Origin of the sequence: Cellulomonas phragmiteti (assembly GCF_016862775.1) — a bacterium.
Classification (GTDB): domain Bacteria; phylum Actinomycetota; class Actinomycetes; order Actinomycetales; family Cellulomonadaceae; genus Cellulomonas; species Cellulomonas phragmiteti.
In genome coordinates this window covers 1-23,062 of the sequence record NZ_BONP01000028.1, presented here as the reverse complement: position 1 = coordinate 23,062, position 23,062 = coordinate 1, and the positions used below count along the sequence as shown (strand labels likewise).

Genomic DNA, 23,062 nt, shown 5'->3' with positions numbered 1-23,062 from the left:
CGCCTTGCCGGCACCCTCGTCGACGTAGCCGTACGTCGGGTTGCCGCTCTGCTGCAGCACACCCAGCGTGCCGTCGTCGAAGGTCGCCGCCAGGACGACGGCGGGCGGCGCGACCGCGCTCGCCGACGACAACGTGGTCCCGACCATGGGGGCGGCGACGAGCGCCAGGACGGCCGCTCCGACCCCGATAGTTTCGGACGCCTTCCGGCGACGCTTCGCATGCATGAACGCTCCCTTGCGCAACATGGCGACCCCCGAGGACAGGGTCAAGGGGTCCAGTGTGGGCGTTCCCGCAGGTGAGCGCAGTACTGGTCACCCGTTCAGGCGCAGCGAGTCATCCGATCACTTCTGAAACTTTCGATGCTGGGAGCGTGGTCATCGGACTATCCGACAGGCCGCGGTCCGATCTCGACCGATCCGTCCGTTCCCGATTTCACCCCGACGCGCGCACGCCACGCGTCCACCGTCCGCGCGAAGTCGGACCGCGCGTGCCCGCCACGGGACTCCTCGCGCACCAGCGCGGCGAGCGCGAGCACCGTCGCGACCTGGTGCACGTTGGTGGTCTCCCACTCCGCGAGCTGCGGCACCCCCAGCGGGCGGCCGTCGTCGCGGCGCTGCTGCGCGTCCGTCGGGATCGCCGCCAGCGTCGCCAGCGCCCGACGCAGCCCCTCGGCCGAGCGCAGCACCCCCGGGCCGTCGGTCGCCGCGCGCTGCACCCGGGCCCGCGAGGCCGCCGCCACCAGCGCGTCCGGACCGGAGCGCGGGCACGGCTCGACACGCGGCAGGAACCCGCCCTCGACCCGCCCCGCGACGTCCCGCGCCGCGCGGTGCGCGAACACCAGGCCCTCCAGCAGCGAGTTCGACGCCAGCCGGTTGGCCCCGTGCACGCCGGTGCACGCGACCTCCCCCACCGCGTACAGGCCCGTGAGCGACGAGCGCCCGTCCAGGTCCGTCACCACGCCCCCCGAGTGGTAGTGCTGCGCGGGGGCCACCGGCACCAGGTCGGTGGCCGGGTCGATGCCGTGCTCCGCGAGCCGCTCGTGGATCGTCGGGAAGCGCCGGGCGAAGAACTCGCCGCCCAGGTGGCGTGCGTCCAGCCACACGTGGTCCGAGCCCGTCGCGGCCGTGCGCCGCACGATCGCGTGCGCGACGACGTCCCGCGGCGCCAGCTCCGCCAGGGGGTGCTCGTCCGGCATGAACCGCACGCCGTCCGTGTCGAGCAGCAGCGCGCCTTCGCCACGCACGGCCTCGCTCACCAGCGTCAGCTGCCCCTTCACCCCCGTGCCCAGCCACAGCACGGTCGGGTGGAACTGCACGAACTCCAGGTCGCCCAGCAGCGCGCCGGCCCGCAGCGCCGCCGCGATGCCGTCGCCCGTCGCCTGCGCCGGGTTGGTCGACGAGCGGTAGACCTGGCCGATGCCGCCGGTCGCCAGCACCACCGCCGGGGCCAGCGCGGCACCGACGCCGTCCCGCGAGCCCTCACCGATGACGTGCAGCGTCACGCCCGCCACGGCACCGGGCGTCCCGTCGGGGCCGGCGGCGCCCGTGAGCACGTCGAGCACCAGCGCGTGCTCGATGACCTCGATCCCCGGGTCGTCGCGCACCGCCTCGATCTGCGCCACCAGCGCCCGGGAGATCTCCGCCCCCGTCGCGTCGCCGCCGGCGTGCGCGATCCGGTCCGTGAGGTGACCGCCCTCCCGCGTGAGGCTGATCGCACCGTCCGGCGTGGTGTCGAAGACGGCGCCGCGCGCGACCAGCTCGCGCACGCGGCGCGGCCCCTCGGTGACCAGCGTCTCCACCGCGCGCGGGTCGCACAGGCCCCCGCCGGCGGCCAGCGTGTCGTGCAGGTGCGCCGCCGGGGAGTCGCCCGGGTCCAGCGCGGCGGCGATGCCGCCCTGCGCCCAGACCGTCGAGCCCGACGACAGCACGCCCTTGGTCACCAGCAGCACCCGCCGCACCCGGGTGCGCAGCTCGAGCGCCGCCGTCAGGCCCGCGATGCCCGAGCCGACCACGACCGCGTCGGCGTGCACCGTCCACCCCGGCTCCGGCGCCGCGAGGCGGGTGGCGAGGCGGACGGACGGCAGGTCGGGCGTCACGAGCACGGACGGACCCTAGCGCGCGAGCATCACGACGACGCGCCGTCGACCGCCTCGCGGCCACGCGCCAGCGGCAGCCCCGACGCGACGAGGCCCGAGCGCTCGGTCCACTCCTCGGGCACCTGCCCCGGGTCGTCACCACGGTCGACGACGCGGTTGTCCGCGTCGACCAGGACCACGTGCGGCGTGTAGGTCCGCGCCTCCGCGTCCGACATCGTGCCGTAGGCGATGACGATGACGACGTCACCCGGGTGGACCAGGTGGGCCGCGGCGCCGTTGACGCACACCTGCCCGCTGCCGGGGTCGCCGGCGATCGCGTACGTCGTGAGGCGGGCACCGTTGGTGACGTCGACGACGTCGACCTGCTGGCCCGGCAGCACGTCGGCCGCCGCGAGCAGCTCCGCGTCGATCGTGATCGAGCCGACGTAGTGCAGGTCGGCCGCCGTGACCGTGGCGCGGTGCACCTTGCCGGTCATCATCGTGCGCTGCAGCGTCGTCACGCGGCACCCCCGTCGGTCCGGTCGGTCGTGGCGGTCGCGGCGCCCGCGCCCGCGCCGCGCAGGGTCAGCGGCGCGTTGTCGATGAGCCGGGTCGCGCCCACGCGCGCCGCGAGGAGCAGGACGGCGTCGGACGTGCCGGCACCGGCCGGGGCGAACGTGCGCGCGTCCACCAGCGCGACGTAGTCCACCGCGTCGTCGTCGGACAGCCGCTCGTCGAGGACCGCCCGCGTCGCGGCGACGACCGCGTCGGGTCCCCGGCCCGCGTCGGCGACCCGGCGCCCCGCGTCGAGCGCCGCCGCCAGGCCGAGCGCGCGCTCGCGCTGGTCGGGGGTGAGGTAGGCGTTGCGGCTCGACAGCGCCAGCCCGTCCGTCTCGCGCACGGTGGCGTGCACCGCGACCTCGACGGGCACGTCGAGGTCACGGACCATCCGCCGCACGGCCACGACCTGCTGCGCGTCCTTCTGCCCGAAGACCGCCACGTCCGGACGCGTCAGGTGCATCAGCTTGAGCACCACCGTCAGCACGCCGTCGAGGTGCCCGGGCCGCGACGCGCCCTCGAGGACGTCACCCACCCGGCCCGCTCCCACCCGCACCGTCGGGTCGCCGTCGGGGTACACCACGTCGACCGTCGGCGCGAACACCACGTCCTGCGGGCGCAGCAGGCCCGGGCCCGAGAGCAGCGCGAGGTCGCCCTCGAGGTCGCGCGGGTACCGCGCGAGGTCCTCCGTGGGCCCGAACTGCAGCGGGTTGACGAAGATCGTCACGACGACGACGTCGGCCAGCGAGCGCGCGTGCTCCACGAGCGCCAGGTGGCCCGCGTGCAGCGCACCCATCGTCATGACGACGGCGCGGCGGTACGGACGGCGCGCGGTGTCGGCCTCCGGGCGGGGCAGCGTCGTGGCGTCCTGCGCGGCGAGCGCCGCGGCCAGGGCGTCGCGGTCGCGCACCAGCGCGGGGTGGGGCGTGCTCATGCGTCCTCCTGCGGCGGGGTGGCGCCGTCGTCGGGCGGGCCGTGCGGCCCGGGGTCCCCGGCCGACGGCGATCCGTGGTCCTCCTCCTGCAACACCGGCGGGGGCGTGCTGATGCCCGCCAGTGCGTCGAGCACGTGCTGCGCGGCGTCCGCACCGATGAGCCCGGCGCTCAGCGCACGCGCCGCCGCCGCGCGCGACAGGGCACCGTATCCCGTCGGCACGTCGACCGCACCGCTGGTCGCGCCGAGCGCCGCGAGCACCGCGACGTGGTCGGCGACCGTGCCCGCGTCGCCGCGCCGCACGGGCCCCGTCAGCGCCGCGATCGCCCCCGCGCCGCCCTCGCCGGCGGCGTCCTCGGCGCGCAGCGCACCGTCGAGCGCCGCCTCCAGCAGCGGCCGCAGCACCCGCCCCGGCTCGTCCACGCCGGAGGCCCGCAACGCCTGCGCCGCCTGGGCGACGAGCACGACCAGGTGGTTCGCCCCGTGTGCGAGACCCGCGTGGTAGAGCGGGCGCGCGTCCTCCCCGACGACCACGGGCTCGCCGCCGATCTCGACGACGAGCGCCTGGCCGATCGGCAGCACGGGAGGGGGCGCGGTCACCGCGAACGCGCACCCCACGAGCCGCGCGAGGTCCAGCGACGTCCCGGTGAACGTCATCGCGGGGTGCAGCGCGAGCGGGATCACCCCGGCCGCGCGGGCCGGCGCCAGGACCGCGGTGCCGAAGCGGCCCGAGGTGTGCGCGACGATCTGGCCCGCCTGCCACGCCCCGGTGTCCGCCAGGCCGCGCACCAGGTCCGCCAGGGCGTCGTCGGGGACGGCGAGCAGCACCAGCTCCGCGCGCCGCACGACCTCCGGGACCTCGAGCACCGGCACCCCCGGCAGGAGCACGGCCGCGCGCTCGCGGGAGGCCCGCGAGACCGCGGACGCGCCGACCACGGGGTGCCCGGCGCCCCGCAGGGCGCTGCCGAGGACGACGCCGACGCGACCGGCGCCGACGACGCCGACCCCCAGCCGCCCGGGACGGGTCGCCGGGTCCGCGCTCACGCCCGCGGCTCGCCGGGCGCGGCCTGCACGTGGGGCTCGCCGGGCGCGGCCTGCGCGTGCGGCGGCTCGGCGCCCGTCACCTCGCCCGACGCGCCGATCTCCGCCGCGGCGGCCCGCATCCACAGCTCCGGGCCGGCCACGGCGCGCGCCTCGCGGGCGCGACGCGCCTGCTCCTCCAGGAGCGCCGCGGCGACGTGCTGGTCGAGGTGCTCGACGCGCGGCGCGACGGGCCCGGGCGTCGAGTGCGTGACGAACGACGCGAGGCCCAGGCGCCGCTGCAGCGGGCCCTGCTCCAGGGCGATGCTCTGCGTGCGCTCGTGCGGCACGACGACGACGCTGCGCCACCACCGACCGGACCGCATGATCAGGGCCGTGCGGGTCACCAGCACCCCGTGCCGGCGCCGCGTCAGCGGGTCGACCCAGCGGGCGCGGGCCGGCGCCGGGGTGAAGCCGCCGTCGGTGTCCACCCCGGCCAGCGCGGCGTCGAGCGCCGCCAGCGGGTCGTCGACGCCCAGGTCCGGCAGCACGAGCCACAGCGCGACGGCGGCCTCGGCGCGCGTCGCGACGGGGTGCAGGACGGAGCCCGCCTGCGCGTCGGCCGCGCCGCCGTAGCCCGCGACGTTGATCTCGACCTTCCACCAGTCGGCGCCCCGCCACAGCGGTCCCTGGGACAGCCGCACGGCCTGCACCCGGCCGGGCGGCACGGTCTGCGTGCGCGTCTCCGTCAGGCCGTGCCGCAGCCGGATCCCGTCGGGCGACGCCGCGGCGCGGAACGTCGCCCCGGTGTTGATGCGGCCCCAGACGTACCCACCGGCGCCCAGGGCAGCCGGGACCAGCACGAACATGCCGCCGACGTCGCCCAGCGCGATGCTGCCGCCGACGGCCGCGACGGCGGCGACGACGAGGAACCACGGCGGGACCGAGCGCACGATCGACCCGATGAGCCGCGACATCGGCAGCTCGTACACCTGCCGCTCCGGCGCGGCCGCGTACACCGGTGCTGCACCCCCGGGGGGCACCTGCCCGGCGTGCGGTGCACCGGCCGGTGGCACGCCGTCCGGCGGCACCGCGGCCTGCGACGCCGGGTCCTGCGAGGCCGCGGGCCCGGTGGCCGCCGGCAGCGGGCCGACGCCGGCCGCCAGCGCGAGGATCTGCGCCCGCAGCGCGGTCGCCTCCGACTCCCGCAGGAACGCGAGCTGGACGGCGGAGCCGGCACCGCCCGCGACCTCGAGGTTGAGCTGGGCGAGCCCCAGGAGCCGCGCGAGCAGCGGCTGCACCACGTCGACGGCCTGCAGCCGGTCCAGCCGCGCCTGACGCTGCTGCCGGAAGACCAGGCCCGTGCGCAGGTGCACCGCGCCGTCCGTCACCGCGTACCGCATGACCCGCCACGCCAGGGCGGAGTACACGAACCCGACGACGCCGACGACCAGCACGGCACCGAGCACCACGAGCCACGCACGTCCGGGCCCGAGGGCCTCGGCGACGTCCCGCAGCATCTCGGACATCTGGAAGCCGATGACCGCCACGAACGCGACCAGCACCTTCCACCCGCGCAGGGCCGGGGTCACCGGGTGCAGGCGCCGCCAGTCGTAGTCCTCCTCGCCCGCGGACTCCGGGACGGGGTGCAGCGCGGTGCTCACAGCCCCGCCAGCCGGGCCTCACCGCGCGACGCGAGCCGGTCGCGCAGGCGCGCCGCCTCGGCCGGCGGCAGCCCCGGGATCGTCGCGTCGGTGCCGGGCGCCGCGGTGTGCAGCTGCACGGTCGCGATGCCGAACCGACGGGCCAGCGGGCCCGAGCTCACGTCGACGTACTGCATGCGCCCGTAGGGCACCACGACCAGCGAGCGCAGCAGGATGCCGCGGCGGATCAGCAGGTCGTCCGCGCGCTCGGCGTAGCGCAGGGCGCGCACCTGCCGGCGCACCAGCAGGCCCGCCCACAGGAGCAGCACCGCGAGGACCGCCGGGACGGCCCACAGCCAGGCCGCGCCGACGACCGCGGCCAGCGCGACCGTCGGGCCCAGGAGCACGACCGCCCAGATCCCCAGGACCAGGAGCCGCGCCGTGGCCAGCCGCGGGGACACCGCCGTCCACGCGACGTCGTGCAGGTCGAACGGGTCGGCGTCGATCGCCGGGTCGTGCGCCTCGGGGCTCGTGGTCATGGCTCCATCCTCGCGCACCGTGGCACCCTGCGGGTCCGCCCCACGGACGATCCGCATCCCGGCGGACCAGGGCGGTCGCGGGTGTGCGGCGGCGGGTCAGCCGGCCGACGGGTCGAGGTCGACCGCCCGCGGCAGGCCCGGCGGGTCCGCGTCCGGCGGCGGGATCCGGCACCAGTGCTCGACGACCAGCCCGGCGACCGCCAGCGCCACCGCGCCGAGCACGGCGAGCCCCGCAGCCGCCGCCCGCGTCGTGCTGCCGGGCACGTCGGCGTCCGTCAGCAGCGACAGGGCCTGGCCGCCGTACCACCCCGTCAGCAGCGCGCCGGTGTAGCAGGACGCCTTCGCGAGCACGGCCGTGCGCGCGGCGCGGACCGGGTCCAGCAACGGCCGCCGCCCCCGCTGGTACTGGCGCACCGCCCACCCCATGGACAGCACGACGGCCGCGATGACGAGCTCGACGGCGAGGACGAGCCAGGGGACGTCGGGCGGGGTGGCGGCCCCGCGCCCGACGACCATGCGCATCACCCACCACGTGACGACGGCGACGCCTGCCGCCACGAGGACGAGGGTCCGGACGCGGGTCGCGCTCACGGCAGGTGCGTCTCTCCCGAGGGCACGCCGTCCGGCTCCGGGTTGGCCGCCGGCACGGGGGCGGTGAGCCAGTCCAGGGCCATCCAGCGCACACCGTCGCGGTCGGGCGCCGTCGCCGCGAGCTGCGCGACGGGCCCACCACCCAGCCCCGGGAGCTGGGCGTCGGGGTCGACCTGCGCCCACGGCTGCAGCACGAACGCCCGCTCGTGCGCCCGCGGGTGCGGCAGCTCCAGGTCGTCGGTCACCGCGAGCGTCTCGCCGTACACGACGATGTCGACGTCGAGCGTCCGCGGCCCCCAGTGCTCCAGCCGCTCCCGCCCGTGCCGCTGCTCGACGGCGTGCACCGCGCGCAGCAGCTCCCGTGCCGCCAGCGTCGTGCGCGTCAGGACGACGGCGTTGAGGTAGTCCGGCTGCTCGGGGCCCACGGCGGCCGTCCGTGCCAGCGGCGAGACCGCCACGACCTCCAGGCCGGGGGTCGCGGCGAGGTCGGCCACGGCCTGCCGCAGCGTCTCCTGGGCCGGCCCGAGGTTGGCCCCCAGGGCGAGCACGGCACGCACCGGCTGCGACGGCGGCTCGTCGAGCGCGTCGAGGACGATCTCGCCCTCGACCACATCGGGCAGCGGCGCCATGAGCTCGGTCGGCGGGCCGTCCGGCGCGGCGGCGGTCACGGCCGGCATCACCCCCGTGGGGACGGCACCCGTGGGCGCCGGCCCGACGACGACCGCACCGGCGCCGTCGGGTCCCGTGTCGTGGCCGAGCCGCGAGGCGTCCGGCGCCGGGGCGGCGGGCGACCCCTGCGGCGGGGACGCGGGCCCGGCCACCGGCGGCGTCCCGGGGGGACCGAGCGGCGCGGGCACGGGGGACGCGGCCGCGAGGGGCGCCGCCGTGAGCGGCGCGCCGAGCGAGGGCAGCACCGGATCGGCCGTCAGCGGCAGCGGTGCCGTGCGCGGGCGCGCGCCCGCGTCCGTCGGGCGGCGCACCTGGCCCGTCGGCGGGCGGTAGGGCTCGGCCGCCGGGAGCTTGGTGCGGTCGCGCCGGATCGAGACCACGACGTCGCCGAAGGGCACCGTGATGGGCGCCTGGGGCTTGTGCACCGCGACGTCCACCGCCTGCACGTGCGGGCGCGCCAGCACCGTCGCCGCGATCCGCTCCGCGACGGTCTCGATGAGGTCCACCGGGTCACCGGCGAGCACGGCAGCGACCAGCTGCGCCACCTCGCCGTAGTCGACGGTGTGCGCCAGGTCGTCGCCCGCCGCGGCACGCCGGGTGTCCATGTGCACCACGACGTCGGCGACGAACGTCTGCCCGTCGCGGCGCTCGTGGCCGAACACCCCGTGGTACCCCGTCGCGCTGATGCCCGTGAGCCGGATCTGGTCCAGCCGGCGCCCGCCCTCGTCGTGCACGTCGTCCTGCACGTTCACCGCGCTCCTCCCTGTGCGGCCCGCTCCGTCGCGCGCCGTCCCGTCACGTGCTGTCCCGTCGCGTGCCCTGCCGTCGCGTGCCCTGCCGTCGCGTCGTCCTGCGCCGCGCGCCAGCGGGCCGCGACCCTGACCGCGGCGACCGAGGCCGCGACCTCGTGCACCCGCACGGCCCAGGCTCCCGCCGCCGCGGCCAGGGCCGTCACCGCTGCGGTCGCGTCGTCACGCGCCTCGGGTGCCGCCGGCGTGCCGTCGGGACCGGCCATGAGGTGGCCGAGGAACCGCTTGCGGCTGGCGCCGACCAGCACGGGGTAGCCGTCGGCGACGAGCCGCGGCAGCCGCGCCAGCAGCGGCCAGTTGCTCTCGCCCGTCTTGGCGAACCCGAGGCCGGGGTCCAGCACCACCTGGCCGTCGTCCACCCCGGCGGCGCGCAGCGCGTCGACCCGCTGCGCGAGCTCGCGGCGCACGTCGGCCACGACGTCGTCGTACACGTCGTGGGCGTCCATCACGTCGGCGTGGCCGCGCCAGTGCATCGCGACGTAGGCGGCGCCGGTGCGCGCCACGACGGGCGCCATGTCCGGGTCCGCCATGCCCCCCGACACGTCGTTGACGAGCACCGCTCCCCGGTCCACCGCCTGCTCCGCGACGGACGCCCGCGTCGTGTCCACGCTGACGACCGCACCGTGGGCGGTGAGACGCTCCACCACCGGCAGCACCCGTGCGAGCTCCTCGGCGACGGGGACCCGTCCGGCGCCCGGGCGGGTCGACTCGCCGCCGACGTCGAGCAGGTCGGCGCCCTCGTCGAGCAGCCGCAGACCGCGCGCGACCGCCGCGTCGGCGTCGAACCAGCGCCCGCCGTCGGAGAACGAGTCGGGCGTGACGTTGACGACGCCCATGACGAGCGTGCGCGCGGGGACGCGCAGGGCCACGGGGAGCGCCGCCAGGCGCGGCCGCTCCCGGCCGGCACCCCGCGCGTCCACCCGCGTGTCCACGTCGGTCCCGTCAGCGCCCCGCGACCAGGCTCATGGCCTCGGCCCGGGTCGCCACGTCCCGCATCTGCCCGCGCACGGCCGACGTCACGGTGCGTGACCCCGGCTTGCGCACCCCGCGCATCGACATGCACAGGTGCTCGCACTCGACGACGACGAGCACGCCCTTGGGGTCCAGCACCTCGACGAGCGCGTCGGCGACCTGCGACGTCAGGCGCTCCTGCACCTGCGGCCGGCGCGCGTACACGTCCACCAGCCGCGCGAGCTTCGACAGCCCCGTGATGCGGCCGTCCGCGCCGGGGATGTACCCGACGTGCGCGACCCCGTGGAACGGCACGAGGTGGTGCTCGCACGTCGAGTACACCTCGATGTCCTTGACCAGCACCATCTCCTCGTGGCCGAGGTCGAAGGTCGTGGTGAGCACGTCGCGCGCGTCCATCGTCAGCCCGGCGAAGATCTCGCGGTACGCCCGCGCGACACGGGCCGGGGTCTCGCGCAGGCCCTCGCGGTCCGGGTCCTCCCCGACGGCGGCCAGCAGCTCGCGCACGGCCCGCGCGGCGCGCTCCTCGTCGTACGGGCCGACGGCCCGGCCACCGACGTCGCGCGTCCGGGAAATCGTCGAGGGCACCGGCTCGGGTCCGGGCGAGGTCGTCGCGTCCGACATGTCAGTGCGGCCCGTCCGTCGTCGGCGTTCCCTCGGGCGGCAGCTCCACGACGGCCCCGGCAGGGTGCTCGTCGCGCGCGGCGGCGGCCTCGTCCTGCGGGACCACGGGCTGACCGTCGAGGGCGGAGGTCTCGGCCGGGGTCATGACGGGCCCGCGGTCGACCGTGCGCTCGTCGCCCGAGATCCAGACGTCGCGCGGCGGCCGCTTGACGACGGGACGGAAGATCTCGGCGAGCTGCTCCTGGTTGAGCGTCTCCTTCTCCAGGAGCTCCAGGACGAGCGCGTCGAGCACGTCGCGGTACTCGACGAGGATCTCGCGCGCCTCGTCGTGCGCGTGCTCGATGAGCTCGCGGACCTCGACGTCGATGACGCCCGCGATCTCCTCGGAGTAGTCGCGCTGGTGGCCGACGTCGCGGCCGAGGAACATCTCGGACGACTCGCCGCCCAGCTTGATCGCCCCGAGCCGGGCGCTCATGCCGTACTGCGTGACCATCTTGCGGGCCGTCGACGACGCCTTCTCGATGTCGTTGCTCGCACCCGTGGTCGGGTCGTGGAACACGAGCTCCTCGGCGACCCGGCCGCCCATGGCGTACGCGAGCGTGTCGAGCAGCTCGTTGCGCGTCGTGGAGTACTTGTCCTCCATCGGCATGACCATCGTGTACCCCAGGGCACGCCCGCGCGGCAGGATCGTCACCTTCGTCACGGGGTCGGTGTACCGCAGCGCCGCCGCCACCAGTGCGTGACCGCCCTCGTGGTACGCGGTGATCTTCAGCTCCTTGACGTTCATGACGCGCGTGCGCTTCTGCGGGCCGGCGATGACGCGGTCGATCGCCTCGTCCAGCGCGGCGTCGTCGATGACCTGCGCGCCCTGGCGGGCGGTCAGCAGCGCCGCCTCGTTGAGCACGTTGGCCAGGTCCGCACCGCTGAAGCCCGGCGTGCGCCGTGCGACGACGGCCAGGTCGACGCCCGGCGCCATCGGCTTGCCCTGGGAGTGCACCGTGAGGATGCGCTCACGGCCCTTGAGGTCGGGCGGCTCCACCGCGACCTGCCGGTCGAAGCGGCCCGGGCGCAGCAGCGCGGGGTCGAGGATGTCGGGGCGGTTGGTGGCCGCGATGAGGATGACGTTGGTCTTGACGTCGAACCCGTCCATCTCGACGAGCATCTGGTTGAGCGTCTGCTCGCGCTCGTCGTGACCGCCGCCCAGGCCCGCGCCACGGTGCCGGCCGACGGCGTCGATCTCGTCGACGAAGATGATCGCCGGGCTGTTCTCCTTGGCCTGCTGGAACAGGTCGCGCACCCGGCTGGCGCCCACGCCGACGAACATCTCGACGAAGTCCGAGCCGGAGATCGAGTAGAACGGCACGCCCGCCTCGCCGGCGACCGCGCGGGCCAGCAGCGTCTTGCCCGTCCCGGGAGGGCCGTACAGCAGCACGCCCTTAGGGATCTTCGCGCCCACGGCCTGGAACTTGGCCGGCTCCGCGAGGAACTCCTTGATCTCCTGCAGCTCCTCGACCGCCTCGTCGACGCCCGCGACGTCGGCGAACGTGACCTTGGGCGTCTCCTTGCTCACCAGCTTGGCCTTGGACTTGCCGAAGCTCATGACCTTCGAGCCGCCGCCCTGCATGTTGGACATGAGGAACCAGAACAGGCCCAGGATGATGATGAACGGCAGGACCAGCGTCAGCAGGCTGCCCCACCACGTCGGCTGCGGGACCTTCGACGTGAAGCCCTGCGCCGGGTCCGCCGCCGTGATCGCGTCGACCACCTGCGGGCCCTGGGGCGTCACGTAGAAGAAGTAGACCTGGGTGCCCAGGTCGCCGTTCTCGTCGGGGTCCGGGTCGTACGCCTCGGTCAGGGTGAGGTCGACGCGCTGCGTGCCCTCGGTGACGAGGACCTGCTCGACCTTGCCCTCCCCCAGCAGCTCGAGACCGGCCGACGTGTCGATCTGCTGGACCGACGGCGCCTGGAGCATGCCGAAGGCCGCCAGCGACAGGGCGACGGCGAGGGCGACCCAGATGAAGGGGCCGCGGAAGAGACGCTTGACGTTCATGGGCGATCGGGGCGTGGCCCCTCAGTCCTCCGCTCGACGGGACACTGACCCTGAAAGTACACGCTGGACCTGTCGGCCCCGGCCGGTGTTCGCCCAGGGCACACGTCGCACCGCGGCAGGTCCCGTCGACGCGCGGCGGGCTCTCAGGACTGGTAGACGTGCGGCGCGAGGGTCCCGACGAACGGCAGGTTGCGGAAGCGCTCGTCGTAGTCCAGGCCGTACCCGACCACGAACTCCGTCGGGATGTCGAAGCCGACGTACCGCACGGGCACCTCGACCTTCGCCGCCTCGGGCTTGCGCAGCATCGTCGCGATCTCGACCGACGCCGGACCGCGCGAGCGCAGGTTCGACAGCAGCCACGACAGGGTCAGGCCCGAGTCGATGATGTCCTCGACGATGAGCACGTGACGGCCCGTCAGGTCCGTGTCCAGGTCCTTGAGGATCCGCACGACGCCCGACGACTTGGTGCCCGAGCCGTAGGACGACACCGCCATCCAGTCCATCGCCACGTTGCCCCGCAGCCGCCGCGCCAGGTCCGCCATCACCATGACGGCGCCCTTCAGCACGCCGACGAGCAGCAGCTGCTCGCCCGCGTAGTCGGCGTCGATCTGCGCCGCCATCTCGTCGAGACGCGCGTGGAGCTGCTCCTCGCTCAGCAGCACCCGCTCGAGGTCGTCACCCATGTCCGCCGCGTCCACCGCTCACTCCCGGTCGTCGTGCTGGTCGTCGTGCTCGTCGGGCCGTGGCCCAGGCGTCCCCTGCGCGTGCGGGCGTGCGTCGCCCCCGTCGCCCACCGCGCCGGGCAGGCCGAGGTAGAGCCTGCCACACGCACGTGACGCGACCCGGCCGCCCGGCAGGTGAACCGGACCCTGGCCGCGCCACGCCGTGACGAGCGCCTCGACGGCCAGCACCTGCACCCGCGCGAGCGCGCCCGCGGGGCACCCGGACCGCACCGCCGCGTCGTGCAGGGCGCGCCGCCGCACCGCGGCCGGGGCGGCGGCCAGCGGCACCACGTCGAGCACGACCTCGGCCGGCGGCGCACCCGCCGGCCCGGGCAGCGCGGCGGCCGCGAGGAGGTCCGCGGCGGCGGCGTCGACAGCCTCGGTGGCATCGGCCAGCGCGTCGGCCGTCCGTGCGAGCGCCTGCGCGACGCCGGGGCCCAGGACGGCCTCCAGGACCGGCAGCACCTCGCTGCGGACGCGGCTGCGCAGCGGCAGGTCGCCCGCCGCGACGACCGGCCCGCGGCCGTTGCCCGGGTCGTGCCACGGCGCGAGGCCCTGCGCGGCGCACGCGGCCTCGGTGTCGGTGCGCCGCAGCGCCAGCAGGGGACGTCGCAGGCGCCCGCGCACGGGCCGCATGCCCGCCAGCGACCGCTCGCCCGACCCCCGCGCCAGCGCCAGCAGCACCGTCTCGGCCTGGTCGTCGAGGGTGTGCCCCAGGAGCACGGCGGCGGCGTCGAGCTCCTCGGCGACCGCCTCGAGCGCCGCGTACCGCGCCGCACGTGCCGCCGCCTCGGGCCCGCCGGCCGCCCCCACCTCGACCCGGACGACGCGCACGGGCGCCAGCCCGAGCGCCGCACACGTGGCCGCCGCGTCACGCGCCACGTCGTGCGAGCCGGGCAGCAGGCCGTGGTCGACGACGACCGCGCCGGCCCGCCACGACCCGTCCGACCGCGCCTCCCACGCCAGGCCCGCGGCGAGCGCCAGGGAGTCCGCGCCGCCCGAGCACGCCACGAGGACCGTGGACCCCCGCGGCACGTCGGCCAGCGCGCGCCGCACCGCCACGCGCACCGCCGCGACCGCCGGCGCCGGACCGCTCACGCGGGCACGGTCATCCGTGCACGCGACGCACCCACGCGGGCGGGTCGCCGATCTCCGCCGCCGTCGGCAGCGCGTCCGGGCCGCTCCACACCGCGTTGAGCCCGTCGAGCCCCACGCGGCCGCGCACGGCACGCACGAACGCCGCACCGTCCCGGTACTGCGCGAGCTTGAGGTCCATCCCCAGCAGCCGGCGCACGAGCCGGTCCAGCCCCTTGGCGTGGGCGGCGGCGTCACGGCGCCGCTCGAAGGCGCGGCGGATCGCGCGCACGGTCGGCACCACCGTCGGGCCGACCTCGTCCATCATCACGTCGGCGTGCCCCTCGAGCAGGGACATCACCGCGCCCACCTCGTCGAAGACCTCCCGCTGCCGGTCCGTGAGCAACGACAGCACCCCGCCGTCGCCGTCGGTGACGGCGCGCACCACGGCGCCCAGGACGTCGTCCAACCGCGGCAGGGCGGGACGCTCGTGCTCGGCGCCCGGGGCGAGGTCGGCGAGGTCGGCCAGCAGCTCCGCGGAGCGTGCGCGCAGGTGGTCGGCGAGCCACGGCGCGGCGGCGAACTGCAGGGCGTGCGTCTGCTCGTGCAGCGCGACCCACAGCCGGAAGTCGCGCCCGTCGACGCCGAGCTGACGCTGCGTGGCCAGCACGTTGGGCGCCACGAGCAGCAGGCGCCCGGGCTGGCCCGGCGCCGCGGTGAACGGGTCGTACTGGCCGATCACCTTGCCGGACAGCAGCGCCAGGACCCCGCCGACCTGCGCCGCGGCGGCCAGCCGGGCCGCGTCGGGCACCTCGACGGGGGTGCCGTCCCGGCGCGTCGCCAGGGGTGCGGCCATGACGGCGAACATCTCGGCGTTCGCGGCGGCCCACCGGGGACGGTCGACGACGACGACGCGCGAGATCGCGGCGGGGTCGCGTCCGTCGGCCGGCGTCATGCCGGTCGCACCGACGACGTGCCGGGCGGCGACGGTAGCCGCCGCGCGCAGGTCGGCGACGAGATCGACGAGGGTCGCCCGGTCGGCGACGGGACCGGGGGCGGCGACACGGCCGGCCAGCCGCGCGGCCGCGCGCCAGTCGACGGGGCCGGGGGCGGTGGGCTGCACCGGCTCACGGTAACCCGCGGGGCGCGGGCGCGACGGTCGAGCGGTGGCGAGGGCCGGCGGGACGCCGTCAGCGGCAGCCGCAGCCCGCCAGCGCCGCGACGAACCCGTCGATCGCCTGCCGCGGCGCCCACTGCCCGCCCTCGGGCGTCTGGTCCGCCATGACGACGAACACCAGCTGTCGCCGCTGGGTGTCCAGGACCGTGCCCGCCAACGACGTGACGCGCGGCAGCGAGCCCGTCTTGGCGCGGACCAGCCCGCGGGCGTCGGACCTGGTGAACCGGTCCGCCAGCGTGCCCGACAGCCCGGCGACCGGCATGCCGACCGCGACGTCGCGCAGCGCGGGGTGCGTCGGGTCGGTGGTCAGCCGCACGACGTCGGCCAGGAGCGCCGGCGACAGGGACGACCCCGCGGCCAGGCCCGACGCGTCGGCGAGCTGGGCGCCGCCCACGTCGATGCCGAGCATGCCGACCTGGCGCAGCACGGCCTGCGTGCCGCCGTCGAAGCTGGGGGGCAGACCGGCGTCCAGCGCGACGAGCCGGGACACCACCTCGGTGATCGAGTTGTCCGACGTCTCGAGGAAGTAGTGCACGACGTCGACCACGGGCGCCGACTCCACGCGCGCGAGCTCGCCGAGGTCGGCCGCGGTCGTCGTCCGGGCAGGGTCCCCCTGCACGGCGACGCCCAGCTCGCCCAGACGCTGGGCGAAGACGCGGGCGGCCTGCAGCGACGGGTCGGGCGACCGCGGGGCGTACTCGCCCTCGCGCAGCCGGCCGACGTCGACCGCGAGCGCGGTGACGGGCGCCACGAACCCCTCCTGCACGTTGGCGGGGTGCCAGCCGGGGCTGACCGTGGGGCCGGAGAAGAGCGAGTCGTCGACCAGGAGCCGCACGCTGGTGACGCCCTGCAGCGCCAGGGCCGAGGCGGTCCGGGCGGCGAGGTCCGCCATCCCCGCGCGCCCCAGCGTGGCGGCCGGGTCGCCCGCGCCCGCGGCGAGCATCATGTCGCCGCCGCCGACGAGCGCGATCGTGCCGGCGTCGACCCGCACGACCCGGGTCGCGAGCGTCGCGTCGGGATCGAGCGCGGTGAGCGCCGCGACGCCCGTGAGGACCTTCGCCGTCGAGGCGGGCACGCGTCCGGCCTCGGGCTGGTGGGCGGCCAGCACCTCGCCGGTCAGCTGGTCGAGGACGGTGACGCCCACGCTGGGACCGAGCCGCGCGTCGACGACGAGCCCGTCGACCAGCGCCTGCAGCGGGGCGGCCGCCGGCGGCGGGACCTGCGCGTCGAGGTCGCCGAGCGCGCGGGGCGCCGCACCCGGCTCGACCGCACCGGGCGCCGTCGGGAACGGCAGCGGGTCGGGCACCGGGGGCGCGAGGGTCACGATGCCGGGGACCACGTCGTACGCGTCGGCGGTGGCGTAGCCCCCGGCCGCGAGCACCACCACGAGCGTGCCCACGCCCGCCACCCGTGCCGCTGTGGTCATCGTCACCCGTCTCGTCGTACCGCGGCTCCGGTACCGCCGCATCGGTGCGTCAGACTACTGTCCGTCACAACGGCGCCCAGGGATGACGACGCGCCCACAGGCCGATCGACCCCCACCGCCGACGGGCGGGGACGCGTGGAGGGAAGCACAGTGGAGTTCGACGTCACGATCGAGATCCCCAAGGGACAGCGCAACAAGTACGAGGTGGACCACGCCACGGGGCGCATCCGCCTCGACCGGATGCTGTTCACCTCGACCCGGTACCCCGACGACTACGGGTTCATCGAGGGCACGCTCGGCGAGGACGGCGACCCCCTGGACGCCCTGGTGCTCCTGGAGGAGCCCACGTTCCCCGGCTGCCTGATCCGCTGCCGCGCGCTCGGCATGTTCCGCATGCGCGACGAGGCCGGGGGTGACGACAAGGTGCTGTGCGTCCCGACAGGCGACCAGCGCGCCGCGTGGCGCCAGGACATCGACGACGTGTCGGACTTCCACCGGCTGGAGATCCAGCACTTCTTCGAGGTCTACAAGGACCTCGAGCCCGGCAAGTCCGTCGAGGGCGCCCACTGGGTGGGACGCGCCGACGCCGAGGCGGAGATCGAGCGCTCGCGGCAGCGCGCGATCGACTCGGGCTACTACACGCACTGACGCGCCACGCCCCGCGGGGCGTGGTCCCGGCGCCGGCGGCACGCGTGCTGCCGGCGCCGCCGCACGCGTGCGGCGCTGCGGCGTCAGGGCCGCCCGGCGTACGGCATGGTGCTCGACCAGCGCATCGACGTGACGCGCAGCGGCACACCGGGCCGGGACGCCTCCATGATCTGGCCGTTCCCGACCCACATCGCAACGTGGTAGATCGTGTTGGGGTCGTTCACGTTGGAGGCCCAGAACACCAGGTCGCCCGGGCGCAGCTGGTCGTAGCTGATCTTCAGCACCTGCTTGTACTGGTCGCGCGACGTGCGGTTGAGGGTCACGCCGGCGGCGCGCCACGCCTGGCTGGTGAGCCCGGAGCAGTCGTACCCGTCGGGGCCCGAGCCGCCGTAGACGTACGGCAGGCCGACCTTGGTCTGCGCCCAGGCTGCGGCGGCGGAGCCGGACGCTGCCGAGCCGCGTGACGTCCCCGTGCCCAGCCCGTAGGCGGGAGCGGGGGCCGGGGCGGGAGCGGGGGCCGGAGCCGGTGCAGGAGCGGGTGCAGGGGCGGGAGCGGGAGCGGGAGCGGGAGCGGGGGCCGGTGCCGGGGCGGGCGCTGGAGCCGGAGCGGGCGCGGGGGCCGGAGCCGGAGCGGGGGCCGGGTTGGCCGGAGGGGCCACGCCCCCGGTGCCCCCTCCCGTCGACCCCCCGGTGGTCGGCGCGGTCGTCGTCCCGCCGGCCGCGGGGGCACCGCCCGGTGCGGGCGCCTGCTCCCGGGCCGTCCGGGCCGCCGCCTCGGCGCGGGCGCGGCGCTCGGCGTCCACGGCGTCCTGCCGGGCCCGCTCGACCTCGGCGCTGGTCTGCCGCGCCGCGGCGAGGGCGGAGATGAGCCCGTCACGCTCCGCCTGCCCGGCGGTGAGCGACGCGTCGGCGTCGGACTGGGTGCGCTGCGCGTCGGCGAGCGCGGCCTGCGCGGCGTCGGCGGCGTCGACGGCGGCCTGCGCGGCGTCGGTGGAGCGTCGTTCCATCGTCGCGGCGACGAGCAGCGTCGCCTGGTACTCCTGCACGGCCTCGTCGGCCTTGCCCGTGGCCTGGTTGAGGGCGGTCGTCCGCCGGGCGACGTCCTGGAAGCCGTCGGCCGACAGGGCCGCCTGCAGCATGTCGCTGGACCCGCCCGTGCGGGCGAGCTGGCGGGCGAACGCGACGAGCTTGCGGCGCGCCTGCTCAGCCTGCTCGGCGGCCTCCGCCGAGCGGGCGGCGGCGTCCTGCGCGCGGGCGCGGGCCGTGTCGGCGTCGGCGACGGCCTGGGTGTACGACTCCGCGGCGGTCTGGACCGCGACCTCGGCGGACTCGGCGGCCGAGGCGAGCTCGGCGAGCCGGACCTCCATCTGCGCGACCGACTGCTGGGCCCGGCCGACCGCGGCGCGCGCGTCGCGCACGTCGTCGGTGGACGGTGTGGCGGCGGCGGGCGTCACGACCAGACCGAGCGTCAGGAGCCCGACGGGCAGGACGACGAGACGGCGGGAGACCCGTCGCACCAGCGGCCGGCCCGCCGCACGCGCGCACGCCGCACCGGTCCCTGCGAGGGGTGTCGGGCGGGGCTCGGGCGTCACGTCTGCGTCATGCACCCTCGGGACGCTACCTGTGGGTTTCCCACAAGAGAACACCTGTCACACACGTCCCAGAAGTCACATCGTTGTGGTTCGGGAGCAAACCGGACAGACCTCCTCGGCCGATCGGGTGATGCGGGCCGGCAGCCGGTGCCGGCGCCACGTCCGCGCCCACCCGGGCGCCCGAACACCGATCACTGCCGTCTCTGATGCTGAGACGAGGATGCCGAAGCGTGGGACGGGCGACGTACTCTCGGCCTATGTCCCGTCGAATGTGTCGCTGACCAGCGCACGTTCAGTCCTGCCCGAGAGCTGCCCGCCCCGTCGAGACGCGGCCGGTCCGCCCTCCGGCCAGGCCCGGGCACCGCACGTGCGCTTCCCCTGACCCCCCGCGGGGCGGGCGTCGACGGCGCGCTCCTCGGGTGAGCAGTCCCCCACCCCGACCACCGGCAGCGCCGGCGAGGAGCACACCATGAGCAACGAGAGCTGGAGCTTCGAGACCCGCCAGGTCCACGCGGGCCAGACCGCCGACGCCACCACGGGCGCCCGCGCGCTGCCGATCTACCAGACGACGTCCTTCGTCTTCGACTCCGCCGAGCAGGCCGCCGACCGGTTCGCGCTCAAGGAGCTCGGGCCCATCTACACCCGCATCGGCAACCCGACCCAGGAGGTCGTGGAGAACCGCATCGCGAGCCTCGAGGGCGGCGTCGGCGCCCTGCTGCTCGCGTCCGGCCAGGCGGCCGAGACGCTCGCGATCCTCAACGTCGCCGAGGCCGGCGACCACGTCGTCGCGTCCCCCAGCCTGTACGGCGGCACCTACAACCTGCTGCACCACACGCTGCCCAAGTTCGGCATCGAGACGACGTTCGTCGCCGACCCGCACGACGCGCAGGCGTGGCGCGACGCGGTCCGCCCGACCACCAAGCTCTTCTTCGCCGAGACGATCCCGAACCCGCGGTCCGACGTCCTCGACATCGAGCTCGTCGCGGGCGTCGCCCACGAGCACGGCGTCCCCCTGGTCGTCGACAACACGATCGCCACGCCCTACCTCATCAACCCGCTGCAGTGGGGCGCCGACGTCGTCGTGCACTCGGCCACCAAGTACCTCGGTGGGCACGGCACGGCGATCGGCGGCGTGATCGTCGACGGCGGCACGTTCGACTACGCGCAGCACCCCGAGAGGTTCCCGAACTACAACACGCCCGACCCGTCGTACAACGGCCTCGTCTTCGCGCGGGACCTGGGCGTCGGTGGCGCCTTCGGCGTCAACCTGTCGTACATCCTCAAGGCCCGCGTGCAGCTGCTGCGCGACCTCGGTGCGGCGATCAGCCCGTTCAACGCGTTCCTCATCGCCCAGGGCATCGAGACGCTGTCCCTGCGCGTCGAGCGGCACGTCGAGAACGCCGGCAAGGTCGCGCGCTGGCTCGAGGCGCGCGACGAGGTCCGCGCCGTCCACTACGCGGGCCTGGAGTCCAGCCCGTGGCACGCGAACCAGCTCAAGTACGCGCCGCGCGGCGCCGGCGCGGTGCTCGCGTTCGAGCTGGACGGGGGCGCGGCCGCCGGTCAGGCGTTCGTGTCCGCGCTCGAGCTGCACTCGAACGTCGCGAACATCGGCGACGTGCGCTCGCTGGTCATCCACCCCGCGTCGACGACCCACAGCCAGCTCACCCCCGAGCAGCAGCTGCAGTCCGGCGTCACACCCGGCCTCGTGCGCCTCGCCGTCGGCATCGAGCACATCGATGACATCCTGGCCGACCTGGACGCCGGCTTCCGCGCGGCCAAGGACGCCTGAGACCCTGCTGCCCGAGCACCGACGGAAGGCCCCGCGCGATGACCCAGCCCGACCCCCGCACCGACGCACCGGACCGCACGCCCCCGGGGCCTGCGGTGCCCGGCGCGCGCCCCGGTGCGGGGGCCGGTGGGCTCGACGTGCCCGACCCGCTCCTGGGGCGGCGCGCCCGCCGCGGGGCGACGCTCGGCAGCCGCCGTCCCCTCCCCCAGCGCCCGCCCGTGCCCGCGACGGCCGCGTGGCGCGACGGCGCCGACCCCGGCCGCCGGCAGTTCGCCGACCTCGGGCCCCTCAAGCTCGAGTCCGGCGGTCGCCTGCCCACCGTGCGCCTCGCCTACGAGACCTGGGGCGAGCTCGACGAGGACGGCAGCAACGCCGTCCTCGTCCTGCACGCCCTCACGGGCGACTCGCACGTCACGGGCGACGCCGGCCCGGGGCACCCGACGCCCGGCTGGTGGCAGTCGATGGTGGGGCCCGGCGCCCCCATCGACACCGACCGCTGGTTCGTCGTCGCACCCAACGTGCTGGGCGGCTGCCAGGGCTCGACGGGACCGGCGTCCACCGCGCCCGACGGGCAGCCGTGGGGCAGCCGGTTCCCGCTGCTGACAGTGCGCGACCAGGTCGCCGCCGAGGTGCGGCTCGCCGACCTGCTCGGCATCGACGCGTGGGCCCTGGTCATCGGCGCGTCCATGGGCGGGCACCGCGTCCTGGAGTGGGCAGCCACCGCACCCGACCGCGTCGACGCGATCGCGGCCATCGCGACGTGCGCCCAGACGTCGGGGGACCAGATCGCCGGGTTCCACACGCAGCTCGCCGCCGTCACGGCCGACCCGCGGTACCGCGACGGGGACTACTACGACGTCCCCGACGGCGAGGGGCCGCACGTCGGGCTGGGCATCGCCCGGCAGATCGCGCACCAGACCTACCGGTCCGCCGCGGAGCTCGACACCCGGTTCGGTCGGATCCCCCAGGGCGCGGAGGACCCGCTCGAGGGCGGGCGGTTCGCCGTGCAGTCGTACCTGGACCACCACGGCGACAAGCTGGCACGGCGGTTCGACGCCAACAGCTACGTCACGCTGACGCGCACCATGATCACGCACGACCTGGGGCGCGACCGCGGGGGTGTGGAGGCCGCGCTCGCGCAGGTCACCGCGCGTGCGCTGATCGTCGCGGTGGACAGCGACCGCCTGTTCACCCCGGCCCAGTCGGAGCGCATGGCCTCCGCGATCCCGGGGGCCGGCCCGGTCCGGTACGTGCACTCGGAGTTCGGCCACGACGGCTTCCTCATCGAGGAGGACCAGGTCGGCCGGCACGTCGCGGACTTCCTGCGCGAGCGGGCGCGTCCGCGCTGACGCCCCGGGCCGCCGCGGGCCGTGGACGACGACGCGCCCCGGCGCAGGTGACACGGCACCATGGGCGCATGTCCGTCGACGTCGTGACCGCCGCCGCCGCCCTGCGGGCCCAGTGGGACCGCCTGCACGACTGGGTGGGCCTCATGGCCGACCCCCGCCTGGGGCGCGAGACGTCCGTGCTCGAGGGCTGGAGCATCGTCGAGCTGTGGGCCCACCTCGGACGCGCGATGGACGCGCTCGCCGCCTGCACCCCGCTCCCCGCGGGGACCGTTCCCCTGTCGCTCGGCGAGTACCTCGGGTCGTACGCGGGCCGGTCGGCCGACATCGCGGAGACGACGCGCCGCCTCGCCGCCGAGCACGCCGCCGACCCCGTCGGGTACGTGACGGCGTCGGCGCGCACGGCGTTCGCCACCCTCGACGCGCTCGGCCCGGGCGACCCGGTCGTCCAGGCGCGACGCGGACCGGTGCGCCTGTCGACGATGACCGTGTCCAGGGTCGTCGAGCTGGTGGTGCACGGCGACGACCTGTACCGCTCGGTGCGGCGTGCGCGCGGCGCCGACGCGGTCGCGGACCCCGTCGACCCGACCGCCCTCGCACTCGTCGCGGACGAGCTGCTCGCGATCGTCCGGGCCCGCGGCGGGTGGGACCTCGAGGTGGTCGACGCCCGGCGCTGGGTGCGCCTGGCCGCCGGCCGCGCCCCGTACGACGTCGACGAGCTCGCCCTGGCCCTCCGCGCCCGCTACACCTCCGACGCCGTCCCCGACCTGGGCCGCACCCTCCCCCTCCTCTAGCCCCCCCCCCCCCC

The 23,062-nt window shown here is 76.2% G+C and carries 21 protein-coding genes; 4 read left to right on the top strand and 17 right to left on the bottom strand.

From position 1 onward, the window contains the following. The 16 genes from Cph01nite_RS16685 to dacB form a co-directional block, all read right to left on the bottom strand. Positions 1-225, bottom strand: a 225-nt coding sequence (locus Cph01nite_RS16685) for a hypothetical protein (RefSeq protein ID WP_203675817.1), incomplete at its 3' end; no start/stop codon positions are given. Positions 226-383: 158 nt separating this feature from the next. After that, complete coding sequence (locus Cph01nite_RS16680; protein ID WP_203675816.1) at positions 384-2,102, bottom strand: L-aspartate oxidase; 1,719 nt, start codon at positions 2,100-2,102, stop codon at positions 384-386. Positions 2,103-2,125: 23 nt separating this feature from the next. Continuing rightward, positions 2,126-2,596, bottom strand: a complete 471-nt coding sequence (gene panD, locus Cph01nite_RS16675) for an aspartate 1-decarboxylase (RefSeq protein WP_239069328.1) — start codon at positions 2,594-2,596, stop codon at positions 2,126-2,128. After that, complete coding sequence (panC, locus tag Cph01nite_RS16670) at positions 2,593-3,567, bottom strand: pantoate--beta-alanine ligase (protein WP_203675815.1); 975 nt, start codon at positions 3,565-3,567, stop codon at positions 2,593-2,595. The genes panD and panC overlap by 4 nt, the downstream gene beginning before the upstream one ends. Then, positions 3,564-4,610, bottom strand: coding sequence for a Rossmann-like and DUF2520 domain-containing protein (locus Cph01nite_RS16665; RefSeq protein WP_203675814.1), 1,047 nt, complete (start codon positions 4,608-4,610; stop codon positions 3,564-3,566). Before Cph01nite_RS16665 ends, panC begins: the two co-directional genes overlap by 4 nt. Continuing rightward, on the bottom strand, positions 4,607-6,250 hold the full coding sequence (locus Cph01nite_RS16660; protein WP_203675813.1) for a PH domain-containing protein: 1,644 nt from the start codon (positions 6,248-6,250) through the stop codon (positions 4,607-4,609). The genes Cph01nite_RS16665 and Cph01nite_RS16660 overlap by 4 nt, the downstream gene beginning before the upstream one ends. Then, a complete protein-coding gene (locus Cph01nite_RS16655; RefSeq protein ID WP_203675812.1) occupies positions 6,247-6,768 on the bottom strand; it encodes a PH domain-containing protein in 522 nt (173 codons plus the stop codon). Before Cph01nite_RS16655 ends, Cph01nite_RS16660 begins: the two co-directional genes overlap by 4 nt. A gap of 96 nt (positions 6,769-6,864) precedes the next feature. Continuing rightward, entirely contained in the window at positions 6,865-7,359 is a 495-nt protein-coding gene (locus tag Cph01nite_RS16650; RefSeq protein ID WP_203675811.1) for a DUF3180 domain-containing protein, read from the bottom strand. Beyond that, the gene (gene folK, locus Cph01nite_RS16645; RefSeq protein WP_203675810.1) at positions 7,356-8,780 is read right to left on the bottom strand and encodes a 2-amino-4-hydroxy-6-hydroxymethyldihydropteridine diphosphokinase; all 1,425 of its coding nucleotides are present in this window, start codon (positions 8,778-8,780) and stop codon (positions 7,356-7,358) included. Before folK ends, Cph01nite_RS16650 begins: the two co-directional genes overlap by 4 nt. Then, the gene (gene folP / locus Cph01nite_RS16640; protein WP_203675822.1) at positions 8,777-9,673 is read right to left on the bottom strand and encodes a dihydropteroate synthase; all 897 of its coding nucleotides are present in this window, start codon (positions 9,671-9,673) and stop codon (positions 8,777-8,779) included. The genes folK and folP overlap by 4 nt, the downstream gene beginning before the upstream one ends. A 106-nt stretch (positions 9,674-9,779) precedes the next feature. Then, on the bottom strand, positions 9,780-10,430 hold the full coding sequence (folE, locus tag Cph01nite_RS16635) for a GTP cyclohydrolase I FolE (protein WP_239069327.1): 651 nt from the start codon (positions 10,428-10,430) through the stop codon (positions 9,780-9,782). Position 10,431: 1 nt separating this feature from the next. Continuing rightward, the gene (gene ftsH, locus Cph01nite_RS16630) at positions 10,432-12,480 is read right to left on the bottom strand and encodes an ATP-dependent zinc metalloprotease FtsH (protein WP_203675809.1); all 2,049 of its coding nucleotides are present in this window, start codon (positions 12,478-12,480) and stop codon (positions 10,432-10,434) included. Positions 12,481-12,623: 143 nt separating this feature from the next. Further along, the gene (gene hpt, locus Cph01nite_RS16625; RefSeq protein WP_203675808.1) at positions 12,624-13,178 is read right to left on the bottom strand and encodes a hypoxanthine phosphoribosyltransferase; all 555 of its coding nucleotides are present in this window, start codon (positions 13,176-13,178) and stop codon (positions 12,624-12,626) included. Positions 13,179-13,181: 3 nt separating this feature from the next. Beyond that, the gene (gene tilS, locus Cph01nite_RS16620) at positions 13,182-14,300 is read right to left on the bottom strand and encodes a tRNA lysidine(34) synthetase TilS (protein WP_203675807.1); all 1,119 of its coding nucleotides are present in this window, start codon (positions 14,298-14,300) and stop codon (positions 13,182-13,184) included. 10 nt (positions 14,301-14,310) lie between these two features. Then, positions 14,311-15,399 (bottom strand): Rv3626c family coenzyme F420 biosynthesis-associated protein, encoded by a 1,089-nt coding sequence (locus tag Cph01nite_RS16615; RefSeq protein WP_203675806.1) that lies wholly within the window; start codon positions 15,397-15,399, stop codon positions 14,311-14,313. Between the two features lie 67 nt (positions 15,400-15,466). Beyond that, positions 15,467-16,879: a D-alanyl-D-alanine carboxypeptidase/D-alanyl-D-alanine endopeptidase gene (gene dacB / locus Cph01nite_RS16610; RefSeq protein WP_203675820.1), complete on the bottom strand. Its 1,413-nt coding sequence runs from the start codon at positions 16,877-16,879 to the stop codon at positions 15,467-15,469. Between the two features lie 150 nt (positions 16,880-17,029). On the opposite strand from dacB, the gene Cph01nite_RS16605 reads away from it, so the two are divergent. After that, complete coding sequence (locus tag Cph01nite_RS16605) at positions 17,030-17,527, top strand: inorganic diphosphatase (protein ID WP_203675819.1); 498 nt, start codon at positions 17,030-17,032, stop codon at positions 17,525-17,527. Positions 17,528-17,610: 83 nt separating this feature from the next. Here Cph01nite_RS16605 and Cph01nite_RS16600 read toward each other — a convergent pair whose 3' ends face one another. Beyond that, complete coding sequence (locus Cph01nite_RS16600; RefSeq protein ID WP_239069326.1) at positions 17,611-19,134, bottom strand: C40 family peptidase; 1,524 nt, start codon at positions 19,132-19,134, stop codon at positions 17,611-17,613. 454 nt (positions 19,135-19,588) lie between these two features. Between Cph01nite_RS16600 and Cph01nite_RS16595 the strand changes: the two genes are divergently transcribed. The 3 genes from Cph01nite_RS16595 to Cph01nite_RS16585 all read left to right on the top strand — a co-directional run bounded on the left by Cph01nite_RS16595 (position 19,589) and on the right by Cph01nite_RS16585 (position 23,048). Beyond that, positions 19,589-20,908 (top strand): bifunctional o-acetylhomoserine/o-acetylserine sulfhydrylase, encoded by a 1,320-nt coding sequence (locus tag Cph01nite_RS16595; RefSeq protein WP_203675805.1) that lies wholly within the window; start codon positions 19,589-19,591, stop codon positions 20,906-20,908. Positions 20,909-20,946: 38 nt separating this feature from the next. Next, on the top strand, positions 20,947-22,257 hold the full coding sequence (metX, locus tag Cph01nite_RS16590) for a homoserine O-acetyltransferase MetX (protein WP_203675804.1): 1,311 nt from the start codon (positions 20,947-20,949) through the stop codon (positions 22,255-22,257). A 68-nt stretch (positions 22,258-22,325) separates the two neighbouring features. Then, positions 22,326-23,048: a maleylpyruvate isomerase N-terminal domain-containing protein gene (locus Cph01nite_RS16585; protein ID WP_203675803.1), complete on the top strand. Its 723-nt coding sequence runs from the start codon at positions 22,326-22,328 to the stop codon at positions 23,046-23,048. Positions 23,049-23,062: the final 14 nt, after the last annotated feature.